Origin of the sequence: Anabaena sp. PCC 7938, assembly GCF_049315035.1 — a bacterium.
GTDB lineage: Bacteria > Cyanobacteriota > Cyanobacteriia > Cyanobacteriales > Nostocaceae > Anabaena > Anabaena cylindrica.
This window is the reverse complement of the sequence record NZ_CP186034.1, coordinates 1,961,127-1,976,083: the sequence shown is the minus strand read 5'-3', so window position 1 is coordinate 1,976,083 and position 14,957 is coordinate 1,961,127. Positions and strand designations below refer to the sequence as shown.

14 protein-coding genes are annotated in these 14,957 nt (G+C 37.8%); 6 read left to right on the top strand and 8 right to left on the bottom strand.

Annotated features, from left to right (window positions below):
• Nucleotides 1–1,054 precede the first annotated feature (1,054 nt).
• The 4 genes from ACOWPH_RS09225 (at nucleotide 1,055) to ACOWPH_RS09210 (ending at nucleotide 5,033) form a co-directional block, all read left to right on the top strand.
• On the top strand, nucleotides 1,055–1,378 hold the full coding sequence (locus ACOWPH_RS09225) for a hypothetical protein (protein WP_013192762.1): 324 nt from the start codon (nucleotides 1,055–1,057) through the stop codon (nucleotides 1,376–1,378).
• A 459-nt stretch (nucleotides 1,379–1,837) separates the two neighbouring features.
• Nucleotides 1,838–3,037 carry an ABC exporter membrane fusion protein gene (locus ACOWPH_RS09220; protein ID WP_015215095.1) on the top strand — a complete coding sequence of 400 codons (1,200 nt, stop codon included), beginning with the start codon at nucleotides 1,838–1,840 and terminating at the stop codon, nucleotides 3,035–3,037.
• A 119-nt stretch (nucleotides 3,038–3,156) separates the two neighbouring features.
• Entirely contained in the window at nucleotides 3,157–4,329 is a 1,173-nt protein-coding gene (gene devC / locus ACOWPH_RS09215) for an ABC transporter permease DevC (RefSeq protein WP_015215094.1), read from the top strand.
• Nucleotides 4,330–4,340: 11 nt separating this feature from the next.
• The gene (locus tag ACOWPH_RS09210) at nucleotides 4,341–5,033 is read left to right on the top strand and encodes a DevA family ABC transporter ATP-binding protein (protein WP_015215093.1); all 693 of its coding nucleotides are present in this window, start codon (nucleotides 4,341–4,343) and stop codon (nucleotides 5,031–5,033) included.
• A 642-nt stretch (nucleotides 5,034–5,675) separates the two neighbouring features.
• Here ACOWPH_RS09210 and ACOWPH_RS09205 read toward each other — a convergent pair.
• The 7 genes from ACOWPH_RS09205 to ACOWPH_RS09175 form a co-directional block, all read right to left on the bottom strand.
• Nucleotides 5,676–6,449 (bottom strand): glucosamine-6-phosphate deaminase, encoded by a 774-nt coding sequence (locus tag ACOWPH_RS09205; protein ID WP_015215091.1) that lies wholly within the window; start codon nucleotides 6,447–6,449, stop codon nucleotides 5,676–5,678.
• A gap of 59 nt (nucleotides 6,450–6,508) precedes the next feature.
• Complete coding sequence (locus ACOWPH_RS09200) at nucleotides 6,509–6,811, bottom strand: hypothetical protein (RefSeq protein WP_015215090.1); 303 nt, start codon at nucleotides 6,809–6,811, stop codon at nucleotides 6,509–6,511.
• A 147-nt stretch (nucleotides 6,812–6,958) separates the two neighbouring features.
• Complete coding sequence (locus ACOWPH_RS09195) at nucleotides 6,959–7,396, bottom strand: NADAR family protein (RefSeq protein WP_015215089.1); 438 nt, start codon at nucleotides 7,394–7,396, stop codon at nucleotides 6,959–6,961.
• Nucleotides 7,397–7,507: 111 nt separating this feature from the next.
• Nucleotides 7,508–7,864 (bottom strand): DUF6464 family protein, encoded by a 357-nt coding sequence (locus ACOWPH_RS09190; protein WP_015215088.1) that lies wholly within the window; start codon nucleotides 7,862–7,864, stop codon nucleotides 7,508–7,510.
• A gap of 156 nt (nucleotides 7,865–8,020) precedes the next feature.
• The gene (locus ACOWPH_RS09185; protein ID WP_015215087.1) at nucleotides 8,021–9,379 is read right to left on the bottom strand and encodes a trans-splicing intein-formed DNA polymerase III subunit alpha C-terminal partner DnaE-C; all 1,359 of its coding nucleotides are present in this window, start codon (nucleotides 9,377–9,379) and stop codon (nucleotides 8,021–8,023) included.
• Nucleotides 9,380–9,853: 474 nt separating this feature from the next.
• Nucleotides 9,854–10,576, bottom strand: coding sequence for an SDR family NAD(P)-dependent oxidoreductase (locus tag ACOWPH_RS09180; protein WP_015215086.1), 723 nt, complete (start codon nucleotides 10,574–10,576; stop codon nucleotides 9,854–9,856).
• Nucleotides 10,577–10,634: 58 nt separating this feature from the next.
• Nucleotides 10,635–11,390, bottom strand: coding sequence for a glucose 1-dehydrogenase (locus ACOWPH_RS09175; RefSeq protein ID WP_015215085.1), 756 nt, complete (start codon nucleotides 11,388–11,390; stop codon nucleotides 10,635–10,637).
• Nucleotides 11,391–11,480: 90 nt separating this feature from the next.
• Between ACOWPH_RS09175 and ACOWPH_RS09170 the strand changes: the two genes are divergently transcribed.
• Together ACOWPH_RS09170 and gatA are read left to right on the top strand one after the other, a co-directional pair.
• Nucleotides 11,481–11,870 carry a winged helix-turn-helix transcriptional regulator gene (locus ACOWPH_RS09170; protein WP_015215084.1) on the top strand — a complete coding sequence of 130 codons (390 nt, stop codon included), beginning with the start codon at nucleotides 11,481–11,483 and terminating at the stop codon, nucleotides 11,868–11,870.
• A 219-nt stretch (nucleotides 11,871–12,089) separates the two neighbouring features.
• Nucleotides 12,090–13,550 carry an Asp-tRNA(Asn)/Glu-tRNA(Gln) amidotransferase subunit GatA gene (gene gatA, locus ACOWPH_RS09165; protein WP_015215083.1) on the top strand — a complete coding sequence of 487 codons (1,461 nt, stop codon included), beginning with the start codon at nucleotides 12,090–12,092 and terminating at the stop codon, nucleotides 13,548–13,550.
• Between the two features lie 289 nt (nucleotides 13,551–13,839).
• Here gatA and ACOWPH_RS09160 read toward each other — a convergent pair whose 3' ends face one another.
• On the bottom strand, nucleotides 13,840–14,625 hold the full coding sequence (locus ACOWPH_RS09160) for a helix-turn-helix domain-containing protein (RefSeq protein WP_015215082.1): 786 nt from the start codon (nucleotides 14,623–14,625) through the stop codon (nucleotides 13,840–13,842).
• Nucleotides 14,626–14,957: the final 332 nt, after the last annotated feature.

Sequence of the window (14,957 nt, the reverse complement as noted above, 5' to 3'; positions counted from 1 at the left end):
GCAACTTAAATGCAACTAAATAAATTTATATCGACTGCAAAGTTGCTAGAGCGATCTCACTGCGAGATTTTATTATCCAATTATTTCCTATTATTAACTCATGCAAATAAGACTGTTCATAAAATTGCATATAAATTGCATGGATTTGACAAAGTATTATCTATATCTTTATATATTTTACCCATCAGATTTTTTTTTCTCTAGCAATTAATCTGTAAATGGATACAAAGAATATTTTTTCCCCTGATTTAAATCACGTCAAAATTTGCTATATAATAATTTTTTAGACATTATAATAAAACTCTAACTATAGGAAGGTGTTGTAATTAATAAAAATATAAGTTAGTCCTACCATTTAATGCTTTTATTTGTAATTCATATATCAGTAAAGGGTGTTATTTTTTACACTTGAAACAATAGAGTATGTTAAGCGATTATCTCCACTATCTAAAGATAGATTAGCTTAAGTACCGTAATCAAAAATCAAGTCTGCTGTAAATTTTAAACCAATTAAATTTATCTTTAAGCATCTATCTTAAAGTAGATTTTTCTGACTAGTGCCAACATTTTTGATAGGATATTTAATCGCTATAAAAATTATTTCTTCTAGCTTAACCATCTTTTATATTGTAACTTTTACAACTTGTAACTATGCCTTAAGTAGTAATACATTGGTATTTTCAGTAATACATTAGCTTGTTTTTAGTTAATGAATAACATCGGCGAAAATTTTATTGATAAGTTTAAAGTCTACCAAAATTAATCAATTATTTAATTTAGACATATTTGTTGCATAGGGCTTGAAATTGGTAATAAATCAGTTTATTGTGTGTGATTGAATGATGTAAATGTAAAGGTAAATCCATGCTGTTCGTTTACCATAGTGAGTAGATACAGAGTTAGTTAGAGTAAATGTAAAAATACACCTTATTAATTCATCGCTCTATCCACTTTCAAACGTACAGTCTTGCAGCGCAAATTTATGCAATATAAACTTATTGTGTCTAGCATTCTGCAAAATTGGAATTACACAAAAATATAAGGGCTTGCTGGCATGAGACTATCTGAACTAGATCCACTCATCCCGCTAAATGAGTTGAGAGAAGAACTTCTCAAATTACCAAAAGGCTACTCTTTTTACGAAGATGAATTGGTAGATTTCTTATCAAGACGAAGATGGCCTGAAAGCGATCGCCGGATTGATAGAACAACTTTCTGGCGGTGGCGTAACGACAACGGAATTGAGCATCAAAAAGTATTTAGTCGCTTGGATATCCTGAAACTCTGTCAAATTTGTGATCATTATCGGGTGGACGGTACTCGTAACGAATACTTAGCAATTATGAAAAAGAAAAAAGAAGTGATGCTCAACAAATAACTATGCAACTTTACTGATGCAGAAAATACTCAATAGCTCTACTCACAGCAGATATGTAAGGAGTCATGAGGAAGAAAGAAGAAGAATATTTTTCTCTTCTGTTAAGAGTCCTGTGCTATATCAAATATTCTGTATCCTGAATCCTTACGCAGATATAGCTAACACCAAGTTGGGATTTTGAATTTTGGGTAGATTAACAGTTTTCAGCAAGAAGCTGTGATCAGAATCTAAAACAATACTAACTATCCAAATTTGGGATCAGGAATAGATGGATATTTTCACAATATATCCATCTTCCTAGCTTTATCTTTGCCAAACATTGAAAAATACATCGAACCGACGTTATCAGGGAATGCTATCAAGTGTACTGCTCTATCTCTTTTGTAGAGATAGAAGCTTCTGTCAACCCCTGTGGGGGAATAAAGCGACGTGCTAATTGCTAATTTAAAAGGCATAATTATGGTACACAAAGAAAAGCAGTCATTGACAAACCCTGTAGGTTGGTTGTCGATAACTTTGGCAATTACTACAGCTGTAGCTACTGGTGCAGTATCTCTCTACAGTCTTTCACGTTTCCATTTAAGATCTAAAACAAATGCTCCAGTTCCTATCAGCAGTCCAACTCCAGCAGTGACTGCTATTGCTGCTTTAGGACGTTTGGAACCTCAGGGAGAAATTATTCGTTTGTCTGCTCCCGATTCACTAGGTGGGGGTGTAAGACTAACCAAACTTTTGATCAATAAAGGTGATAAAATCCGTCAAGGACAAGTGATAGCTGTTCTTGACAGTTACGATTCTAATTTTGCAGCCTTAGAAAAAGCCAAGAGGCAAGTACAAGTGTCCCAAGCGAGCCTTAAGCAAGTACAAGCAGGGGCAAAACAAGGTGATATCTATGCTCAAGAAGCGACAATTGCACGTCTAGAAGCTGAGTTGCGTGGAGAAACTTTTACCCAAAAAGCAACAATTGCTCGCCTAGAAGCTGAATTAAATAATGCAGAAACAGAGCATCAAAGATATCAAAAATTGTATCAAGATGGTGCTATTTCTGCTTCTGATGCAGACACAAAACGTCTAAGAATGGATACTGTACAACAGCAACTCAATGCAGCTAAGGCTTCCTTAAATCGAACTGTAGAAACGCTTCAAAAACAGTTAACTGAAGCCAAAGCTAGATTGAATAGTATTGCCGAAATTCGTCCTACTGATGTGCAAGCTGCACAAGCTGATGTTGAAAGTGCAAAAGCATCAGTTAAACAAGCTCAAGCACAACTAGAATTAAGTTCTGTCCGTTCACCTATAGATGGTCAAGTGTTAAAAATTAATGCTTGGCCAGGAGAAATAATTGCTGGTAACGGTATAGCTGAAATAGGTCGCACTCAACAGATGTATGTAGTAGCAGAAGTTTACGAAACCGATATTAAAAAAGTGCGTTTAGGACAATCAGCAGCAATCACTGCTGATGCTTTTGCAGGAAAAGTACAGGGAACAGTTACAGATATCGGATTGCAAGTAGGTAAACAAAATATTTTCAATAACAATCCTGGTGCAAATACAGATAACAAAATAGTTGATGTCAAAATTCGTGTTGATAAATTAACAGATAATCAACGAATTGCAGGTTTAACTAATTTGCAAGTACAAGTAATCATCAAGATCTAGGCATAGAGGTACAGAATCTAAGTCAAAGCCATACACCAAGCCAGTTTTACTCCTGACTCCTGACTCCTGAATTCTGCTGTAATTCAATAAATGTAATCTGACTCCCAGAGGTTTTCAACATGATTCTTAATATACCTCTAGCTTGGCTACAACTAGCTAAACAAAAAGTTCGCTTTTTTGTAGCTTTAGCAGGAATTGCTTTTGTTGCAGTTTTGATGTTTATGCAAATAGGCTTTCAAGATGCGCTCTATGCGAGTGCTACACAGGTACACAAACATCTTCAGGGAGATTTGTTTTTAATTAGCGCACAATATCAATCTTTGACTTCTAATCAAAGCTTTTCGCGCAATCGTTTATACCAGGCATTGGGTTTGGCTGATGTTGAATCAGCCGATCCTTTATATGTGCAGTTCGCTAAATTAAAAAATCCGATTAATGGGCGCAAATATCCTATATATATACTTGGATTTGACCCAGTAAAATCAATTTTAAAATTGCCAGAGTTACAGGAAGATTTTAAGTTACTAGAAATACCTAATCAAGTATTTTTTGACCGTGCTTCGCGCCCAGAGTTTGGGCCAATTGCTGAATCTTTTCAGCAAAATAAATCTCCAAGTATGGAAATATTTAGTTATCTGGGTACAGTTGGTTACAAAGTTAATGTCATCGGCTTATTTAGTCTCGGTCCTTCCTTTGGAGTTGATGGTAATTTAGTTGTTAGTTCTTCAACTTTCATGCGAATATTCCGAGAGCGTGCAGCAGAAAATATAGATATGGGGTTGCTTCATCTCAGACCTGATGCTGATCCAAAAAAAGTTATAGCGAATTTATCAGCTAGGTTACCTAAAGATGTCATGGTGATGACTCGGAAAGAATTTATGGAATTTGAAAAAAGTTACTGGACTTTGAGAACACCTATTGGTTTTGTGTTTAATTTGATGGTAATTATGGGCTTTGTGGTTGGTATCATTGTTGTTTATCAAATTCTTTATAGCAATATATCTACCCATTTTGTTGAATTTGCCACCTTAAAAGCAATGGGTTTCAAAAATAAGTATCTTCTACGAGTTGTTTTTCAACAAGCTTTAATTTTAGCTTTTTTGGGATATATTCCTGGTTTTGCTATATCATTAGGACTTTATGATTTAGCAAAAAATGCTACAAAATTACCAGTTATTATGGATATGGAGAAAGCATTAATAGTATTAATCTCTGCAATTTTAATGTGTTTGATTTCGGGATTTTTCTCTACAAATAAATTACGCAAGTTAGATCCAGCAGAAATTTTTTAGTTCTATTTACTATGATGCCATCAAAATTTATTCTGGAAATTACAAACCTAAATCAGTATTTTGGTACAGCCAAAATACGTGACCAGATATTATTTGACATTAATTTGACAATTAATTCCGGAGAAATTGTCATTATGACAGGACCATCGGGTTCAGGAAAAACTACTTTATTGACTTTAATTGGTGGTTTACGTTCTGTTCAGGAGGGAAGTCTCAAATTTATTGGACAAGAATTATCTGGAGCTAGTAATGATCAATTAGTGGAAGTACGCCGGAAAATTGGCTATATTTTTCAATCTCATAATTTGTTGGATTTTTTAACAGCTAGACAAAATGTACAAATGTCGCTGGAATTACAAAAAGATGTTTCTGAATGGGAAGCACGTATGCAATCAGAAGCAATACTTAATGCTGTTAAATTAGATCATCGTATTAATTATTATCCTTCTGATCTATCAGGAGGACAAAAACAACGGGTTGCTATTGCTCGTGCTTTAGTTAGTCATCCCAAAATGGTGTTAGCTGATGAACCAACCGCAGCTTTAGATAGTAAATCAGGTAGAGATGTTGTGAATCTGATGCACCAATTAGCAAAGAAGCAAAATTGCTCTATTATAATAGTGACTCATGATAACCGAATTTTAGATATTGCTGACCGGATAATTCATATGGAAGATGGTCGCTTAATCAAACAGGTTTCGTAATTATTTCAGTGTAAATTGGATGCTTAAATTAAAGTATTTCTTCAGGAGGAGATTATAGCAATTCCCAAGCTCATGAAATACACCCCACCCGCGCTATCACGTACCCTCCCCTTAGCAAGGGGAGGGTTGGGGAGGGACAATTTTGTATATCACGCTTAGAGGATGTTTGAAAAATATCAAAATTGATTGAGATCCCCCCAACACCCCTTTTTAAGGGGGGCTAAATTCTTCAAAATCCCCCTTAGAAAGGGGGATCTACAAGTGTTAGATACCACACGACAAAGTTTTCAAACATCCTCTTAGTGGAAAACGCTATATACCTGCTGAAAGTATGAGGTGAAGATTTCTCTATATAGGTAAAATGTGAAGACTGTCTAGTTAGATTGAATCTGATGTTGGTTGAGGTTGTGCTGAATTATGGTGCAAGATTTGATTATTTGCCTACAAGAAGCAACTTTATATTTTATACTTAAAAAGTCTTGGGTTCCTAAATATCGTGATCAATGTTTGGTCAATTTTCCTTGTGGCTGTCTAAATCCTGGGAAAGAAATCAAATGTGAAGATTGTCCATATTTGGAGGCTTGTTTGTCTACTTGGAAGCTCCAACATGATCATGTTAAGCCAAGGGCAAAATGTAGCAATTTAAGAGAGTAATTGAGCGGAATTTGTATCTAAAAATAAGGTTGCTTGGGGTTGTTTACGCAAAATTGAAGCTGGACGATTTGTGGTAATGGGACTTTGTAATATTTCTTTGACTATTTTGGCTTTGCGGATGTCTGGTGCTAGGCAGATAATTTTTTTGGCTGCACAAATTATGGGGATAGTGAGGGTAAAAGCATATTGAGGAACGGTTTCTAGGTTAGAAAAATAGCCTGTATTTACTTGTTGTTGACGGTTAACTTGATCTAGTTTTACTAGTTTGACACTAGCGGGGTCTTGAAAATCTGCTACTGCGGGGTCGTTAAAAGCTAAATGACCATTTTCACCTATACCAAGAAAACAGAGGTCAATGGGTTGAGCTTTGAGGAGTTTGGTATAGCGATCGCACTCGGCTACAGGTTCTAATGTATCCCCTTCTATATAGTAAAATCGTTGTGGAGATACCCGCTGTTCTACACGCTCCCGTAAATAATGCCGAAAACTAGCAGGATGATCAGCAGTGATTCCCAAATATTCATCCAGATGGAATAAGGCTATCCGTGACCAGTCTAGACCACCTAAAGCTATTAAAGCATCAAGAAATTTAAGTTGGGAGTTTCCTGTGGCTAATAATAAAGCAACTTGATCTTGTTGCTGGAGCAGATTATATAAATACTCTTGTGCGATTTTGGCAGCATTTTCTGCCATTTCCGCTTCAGTGTTGTAAATCTGCACTAAGAGATCATCGACACGAAAAGATTTTGTAGCGGCTGACATTGGCTTTGAAAATCACGATTTATTACGGTTGTCGGTTTTGTTGGTTACCCCTCCTCTCATCATTTATTTATGGGTGTTTTGCTTTCCCATTCGTGTTCAAATTCCGCTTCAGAAATTTCAAATTCTGTGATATTTCCATCATCTAATCTTTTATCGCATAACATTCCGTAATTATCGGCGAAATGCTTACTATCATAGAATAAAACATTGCCATTTTCATAAACTTCTATTTGTCTGCGGGCATACAAATCTCCACCCAGTTCCATAAAGTAGGTGCTAGTACCCCAAGCGTCATATTCACCACCCAGAGATACTTCCCAAAACCATTTGTAATATTTCTTGACTTTTTGTAATGTAGACATAGTATTTTTACTCCTAATACTGCGGTTACTACTTTAAATTTTATGACTTACTCAATTACCTCTAAATAATATCTATTATCCACATTAGCTGTAGTAGATATTATTAATATTATACTGTAAAGTTAGCAATGTTTCTAGTTTGGGTATTTAGTTAATTTGTATTGTTTCCCGTACTTCCATTAAAATGATGCCCAGCATATTTTTTCCACTGCCATCAGATCCGCAGCCCCAATAATAGTCTATAGGCGAATTTTCAACTAGTTCTTCATTGCCTGTATCTAGGAGAATATCTCTAATGTCTGCATGGGTAGAAAACTTACATAGTAAAGCTTTCCGCATAATATCATCTTTTACTTGTTCCCAATCGGAACGCAAGGGACGAGTTCTTTCTCTACCCATTTTTGCAGCGTCTTTTGGAGTTTTAACGAGACGAATTTGTTGTAAATGAGGTGTACCAATAAACTTTTGTGCTTGAAAGTAATGTTCGCTGGTAAACCAATATAAATCATCTAAGATAAAACCATGAGATGAGAAATTAGAAAAACAACCATATTGATCACGAGTATTATAAAAATAAATTGTCATCTAATCCTTACCTTAAATATCAATAAATATCAATTTACGAGTTAGGTTGGTGTAGCTTGCAGTCGGCATTATTACGAATTACGAATTACGAATTACGAATTACGAATTATTTTAACTTTGTTTTTCACTATCAGTTAATTTTCTCGGTTCATAGTGACGACAGTCCTGGCAAGGGCCGCTAGGATTGACAGCACAACGGACGTAACCAGAACGAGCATTAAATTGACAACTAATATCACCTATCAAATAGCCTATACCTTCTAGATAATAGCGATTCCTACAGTGTGCTTCGCTATCAATCTCAACGCCCTCAATGGGTCTGATATATTGCCTAATCTGCATTCTGGAAGAGTTTATAGCAGCTTGTCTAATGCGTGCGCGTGTCTGCTGCTGGGTTTTGCGAATCACCCACAAAGATAATAGGGATGGTAAGAATCCAACGGTGATCAGCAAAAGTGTTTTTAACACCTTCTCTTTACCTCGTTTGTGCGCTAATTGATACTTTTCCCAGTTTAGCTAAATTCTGGGAGTTTAAATCTGGGTTACAAAAATTAATTAGGGCAAGGAGTTAGAAGTCAGAATTATTTCAAAAAATCTGCAAAAGTGGTTGATTTTTAATGGTATCTACGAATTATCCGTTAATTGTTTGACTTGAGCAGGAAATCTAGCGTTTTTTAATGATTGTACAGTTGAGAAAGAATCTTGTACCCAAAATTGTTTACCAAAACGCACAAGTTGACGAGAGCTACCTGACTGAATAATGCCAATTACTGGAACTTTCGCTTTATCTTTATCTCCTGATTGCTCTTTTAAAATTGATCTGAGGCGGTGCTGAACTTCAATAGTACCAGCTTCTTGGGGATTTAATTCCACCATTACCATTTGGACTTTTTCCACTGGTTCTGCATCTTCGACAATAAATTGATTTTGATCATCTCGTTTGTCTACTTTACCCCAAATGATTAATCTGGCATCAACTTGTAGTAGTGAAGCAACTCGTTCATAGTTTTTGGGAAAGACAATTGCTTCTGATGATGCAGTTAAGTCTTCTATTTGTAAAATTGCCATTGGATCACCTTTTTTTGTCACCACTTTTTTGACATTATTTAGCATGACAACTGCACAAAGCATGGTGTTATCTTTTTGTTCTCCTAACTGAGATAGGTTAATTGGTGCCAGAAGTGATGATGATTGTTTGATATCTTTGAGTGGGTGAGCCGACACATAAAAACCTAATAATTCTTTTTCCATCCGCAATTTTTCTTGGGGAGGAAAATCTGAAGTTGGTTCAGCTTTGGGGGCAGATTCAAAGGCGTTATTTGATTTTTGTGGATTATTATTACTGGCAAAACCGCCACCCATTAAATCAAATAGGTTTCCCTGTCCACTGGCTCGATCTTTAGCACGAGATTGGGCCCAATCGTATACTAATTCTAAGTCGCGGCTTAATTGCTGACGATTGGATTCTATTTTGTCAAAGGCTCCACATTGGATTAGTGATTCGAGAGTACGACGGTTAACTGTACGTAAGTCGATGCGATCGCAAAAATCGCCCAAGGATTTAAACTCCCCTCCCTCGGCTCTAGCTTCCAGAATACCTGCGATCGCATTTTGTCCCACATTCCGCACTGCGGAAAACCCAAATAAAATCTTCTCTTCCGCCGGCGTAAAGTCCAAACCAGAGCGATTAATATCCGGTGGATCTATGGCAATACCCATACTCATACAGTTATTCAAATATTTCTGCACTTTGTCGGTATCTCCACTGTTAGCTGTCAACAGTGCAGCCATATATTCCAAAGGATAATTAGCTTTTAAATATGCCGTTTGATAAGTTACATACGCATAAGCAGTAGAGTGAGATTTGTTGAAGCAATTAGAAGCAATGAAACCATTTTTGATGGCGAAATTATGATCTTCTTCAACGCCAATATCATAAACATCGGCTTGACCTAGGTATTGACGGGAAATGATTTTAACCATATTACTTAGCTTTTAAAAATTTCTTTATAGAAATATTCGGTGAACGTAAAACTCAGTGGCTTTAGCCCTGAGAGATAAGTGACACGAGCGGTTTTAACCGCCGTGATCTTTCCTAGTCTAGTTTATATTCTCTGATTAGTCTTTGTGTAGCTGAAGACTGGGAGACTCCCCAATTTGCGGCAATTTTTTCTAGCTTTGTTTAAAGTCAAAAAATCAATGGGAGTACAGCAAATTTTGTTGTCCCCCAATGATGAAACAAAAGCAATTTTAGAATATCTCTGTCTGCATAATCTCAGCGGCTTTAGCTCTTAGAGTGTCAATATTGAGTCATTACTCAACGGTAAAATAAGGGCTTCAGCTTCTAAAAATGTTTGGCTTACTCATGTAATATCTCTTAACCCAGTTTTCTGCGCGAATGCTACTCATACCCCAGTGTATATAAGTAGAGTAGCCACTCTAGGTGCAACTTTATCGTTAAGTTACAGGCTTTTCATACAAGCGTAGGAGACTACTATTCACCATAGATGCTGCGTCAGAAGCAAGCCAAGCTGTAAATTCGCCAATGTCATCAGCAGTAATCCAGGTAGGTTGACTGCGCTCTTCACTGCTGCGAGTTGCCACCCAGCTATGAACAATGACTTCATTAATTCGGATACTACTACCTTTATTTTCTTGCATCAATACCTGAGCTAACATCAACTGTCCAGCAGCAGAAATGCTCACAGGGCTGACATTGGGAATCGGTACTTCGGCTGCGGCTCCTCCAATCAAGGTATAGCTAGCACCTTTGCGTTCTTGAAGAATAGGTAGAAAGGTACGGGCAGCGATGAAGTGACTCGTTAAATTACTATCTAAATATTGTTGCCATTCTGCGATTAAGACTTCAGTCAAAGGTCTGTTACCAAACCACCAGCCGCCAAGGGAAGCAACCACAGCATCAAGCCTTCCAAATTGTTTAAGCAGTTGGTCACGAATACTTTCGGCACTATCAATTTGACCAATTTCTCCCACAATGGGAATAAAGCGATCGCCTTGTGCAAGTTCACCTAAATAAGTGCGTAGTTCTTCTAGTTTTTCGACTTTACGGGACGGCACAACTACTATGGCACCTGCTTTGAGAAATGCTCTTACAATGCCTTCTCCTACATTGCCTGCACCACCAAGAATTAATGCAACTTTGTTCTCTAGTTGACTCATGATTGCTCCTGCATCTATTGTTTTTACGAAAACCCACATTCAGCGAGTAAAGCAGTGATCACGCCGCCAGTAATCCGCCATCAACAACCAGGGTATGTCCATTAACAAAATTGGTAGCATCCGAAGACAACCAGATCACAGCATTAGCAATGTCATCGGGTTTACCCAAACGTCCGGCGGGAACAAAATTCTCAAAAGCTTTGGTATTACCGCCAGTTGCCTGACTGAGCATTTCCGTTTCAATTGGCCCTGGTGCGATCGCATTTATCCGAATTTTTTGTGAGGCATATTCTAGGGCTGCGGCTTTTGTCAGCATCACCACAGCTGTTTTAGATGCATCATAAATCGATAAGCCAGGAGCTAAAGGACGAAAACCATTGATGGAGGATGTATTGACAATTGCTCCACCATTACCTTGAGCCAACATCTGGGTAATTTCATGCTTCATACACAGAAAAACTCCCTTGACATTCACTCCAAAAACCCGGTCATAAGTTTGCTCTGTTTGCTCTGCCAGCAAGGCATTTTCACCCAGTAACCCCGCATTATTAAAGGCGATATCAAGCCTACCGAACTTATCGACAACAGCAGCAATGGTTGCTTTTATATCTGCTTCTTGAGAGACATCAGCTTTCACAAATAAACCCTCACTTCCTGCCTGATGAATCAAGTTGACGGTTTCACTGCCTTCTTCCTCTCGTCGTCCGACTACAACAACTTTGGCACCTGCATGAGCAAAAGCGATCGCAGTAGTCCGTCCAATTCCAGAAGTACCACCAGTAACAAGGGCCACTTTGTTTTCTAACGGTTTCATCCAAATCTCTCCATTTTCGCTAACTAAAGCAGTGTGCCTTATTTGGATTCTTCTTTACAAGAAGGAACTTTCTGGTGATATAGTTACCTCATGGTTCCCAACAATGAGCAAATAATCTTAGGCGCAGACTGTCCTATGCGACAGATGCTGGATTTGCTAGGAGATAAATGGACCCCGCCAGTACTTTATCTTCTATCTTCTGGTACTAAGCGATATACCGATTTTCAACGTCAAATTCCTGGAATATCAAAAAAAATGCTGACACAAACCTTAAGAAGGTTGGAGTCCGCTGGTGTTGTTAATCGAACTGTGTATCCAATTGTGCCGCCCAAAGTGGAATATAACCTGACTCCCTTTGGTGAAAAGTTGATTGAACCGATTGCAGGTTTGGCAGAGTGGGCTTGGCAACACCAAGAAGAATTGAAATTGGTTTCCGAACGTCAACAGATGTCTTTGAGTAGTCAGAAATTGAAACTTTGAAGTTTTTCAAAACGGATTCAGGAGTTAAGGCATCAGACCCTATAAATTGCCGTCTCTATAATTAACCAGAAGAGACATAGGTTTACTTTATTAAACTGCTCTCAAACCTCTCTCCGCGCCTCCGCGTCTCTGCGTGCAATAATTCCACCAACCAAGAAAACACCATCCCCAGTCCTGTAAATGCTAAAATCAATGACTTGATTAATAAAGAGAAAAATTATGGCATCCATCCGCGAGTTGCACGCACAGCTAGTAAACAAAGAACGTTCTGCTGTTGAAATCACCCAAGAAGCTTTAGATCGCATTCAAGCCTTAGAGCCGAAATTGCACAGTTTCTTAATTGTAACGGCACAACAAGCTCTAGAACAGGCTCGTGCTGTGGATGCAAAAATCGCTGCTGGGGAAGAAATTGGCATCTTAGCAGGGATTCCCATTGGTATCAAAGACAATATGTGTACCAAGGGTATTCGCACCACTTGCGGCTCTAAAATTTTAGAAAATTTTATCCCACCTTACGAATCAACGGTAACGCAAAAACTGGCAACTGCTGGGGCTGTGATGGTTGGGAAAACCAATTTAGATGAGTTTGCAATGGGGAGTTCCACTGAAAACTCGGCTTATCAAGTTACGGCTAATCCTTGGGATATTTCGCGGGTTCCTGGTGGTTCTTCTGGTGGTTCGGCTGCGGCTGTAGCGGCTGAGGAATGCGTTGTATCTCTGGGTTCGGATACGGGGGGTTCGATTCGTCAACCGGCTTCTTTTTGCGGTGTGGTGGGGATGAAACCGACTTATGGGTTAGTTTCCCGTTATGGGTTGGTGGCTTATGCTTCATCTTTGGATCAAATTGGCCCCTTTGCTCGTACTGTTGAAGATGCGGCTATATTGTTGAGTGCGATCGCAGGATATGATGCCCAAGATGCAACCAGCTTAAATGTAGAAATTCCCGATTACGCAGCCAGCTTAACTCCCGATTTACCAGCTGGAAAAAAACTGAAAATCGGTGTAATTAAGGAAACTTTTGGGGAAGGTTTAGATTCTGAAGTAGAATCAGCAGTAAAAGGCGCGATCGCACAACTAGAAGCTTTAGGTGCAGAAATTCACTACATTTCCTGTCCCCGCTTCCGTTATGGTGTACCCAGTTACTACATAATCGCTCCCTCCGAAGCATCAGCCAATCTAGCTCGTTACGACGGCGTTAAATACGGCTTGCGTTCTCCAGATGCAGACAACCTGCTTTCCATGTACACCCGTACACGCTCCACCGGATTTGGTACAGAAGTCAAACGTCGGATTATGATTGGTACTTATGCTCTTAGCGCCGGTTATTACGACGCATATTATCTACAAGCGCAAAAAGTCCGCACACTGATTAAAGAAGACTTTGAAAAAGCCTTTCAGCAAGTTGATGTTTTAGTCTCTCCCACTGCTCCCACTACAGCATTTCAAGCCGGCGAAAAAATTACCGATCCCTTGAGTATGTATTTAAATGACTTAATGACTATTCCCGTCAATCTTGCAGGTTTACCAGGTATCAGTGTACCTTGTGGTTTTGACAGCAAAGGTCTACCAATTGGATTACAGTTAATTGGTAAAGTGCTGCGAGAAGATCAACTTTTACAAATAGCTTATGCCTATGAGCAATCAACTAATTGGCATCTTAAAACAGCGAAAATAGCTTGATAATTCGTAATTGATAATTCGTAATTCGTAATTAATTCATAAAGGTGAATCAGGTGCAAGGAATAAGCGTTGAAACTACCAAAAACTCAGATTCAAGACTATTCTTCTAATTCTTCCTCCTGACTCCTAGTCCTAACCAAAAGACTTTTATAGCTTACGCTACGCTATCAGCGACTCCTAATTACAAATTACAAATTACGAATTACAAATTACAAATTACGAATTACAAATTACGAATTACGAATTACGAATTACGAATTACGAATTACGAATTACGAATTACGAATTATTAATTAGTATATGTAACCTCCTTAACTTGACCCTCATTTCCTAATGGTTTAGGTTGTTCTTCATTGACAGATACCAAAACCGCACCTGCATTACCAGAGCGTATAGTCAAAGATTTTTTAGCTGTCCAAGTTTTGCTCTCCCCCTTACTTAAAGTTCCCTCAAATGCAGTTTTGCCATCAGCTTTTACTTGCAACCACGATAGTCCTTTCAGTTCCAAAGTAATAGCCACATTTGTAGAAGGGTTAGACTGACTAGTTAAAGGTGTTGTTGCGTAAGGAGTAGACTTAATAATCGGAGATGGTTGAGGTGCAGAAATACTTTGACCTGGAGATGGTAGTATTTCCTGTTGAACGCTAAGTATGGGGTCTTGCGTTTTAGCTAATGATGTACCTGAAAGTTTAGGTTTGAGTAAATAAAATAGTCCAACAGAAGCAGCTATTAATAAAAAAATATAAGGAACAAAAAGTGGTATATATAATTTTGATTTTGTAGTTGAATGATTAAATTCTAGAGGTACAACATCAATAGGAAAACTATTTGCGATCACAGTCCCATCTAGTCCTAAATTATCCGCATAGCGACGAATAAATCCTTGTACAAAAATAGGCTCCGGTAACTCCTCAAATTTCCATTCTTCTAAAGCTCGTAAAAAAAATAGTCGAATATGGGTTTGAGCAGCAATTTCTTCTAATCGGATAGATTTTTCTTGTCTAATGTGTCGTAAATTGGCAGTTATTTCTTTTAGCCGTTCTTGTTGTGCCTCATTTAAAACAGTCACTGTCATCACCTCTGGAGTAAATACGTAAACTATTTGTATATAAATTCAATGTATAGTTTAAATTCATTAACAATCATTTTGGTACTCAAAGTAAATTCTCAACCCAAAATATCGAACCCACACAGTTAAAAAGTATAACTGTATTTATCCTTACTCTGATAATTGAAAAATAAATATACAGAATATATATTGTAACTAAAAAAATTACTTATTACCTCTATTGCAAGGATTATTTATCTGCCGCTACCAGTAGAAATAGTTACATTGTTCTTTTCATATGATTGGTCTATTTGTGCTTGTTAAGAAGATATTGCTAGTAATAATTATGAGTCTTGGCT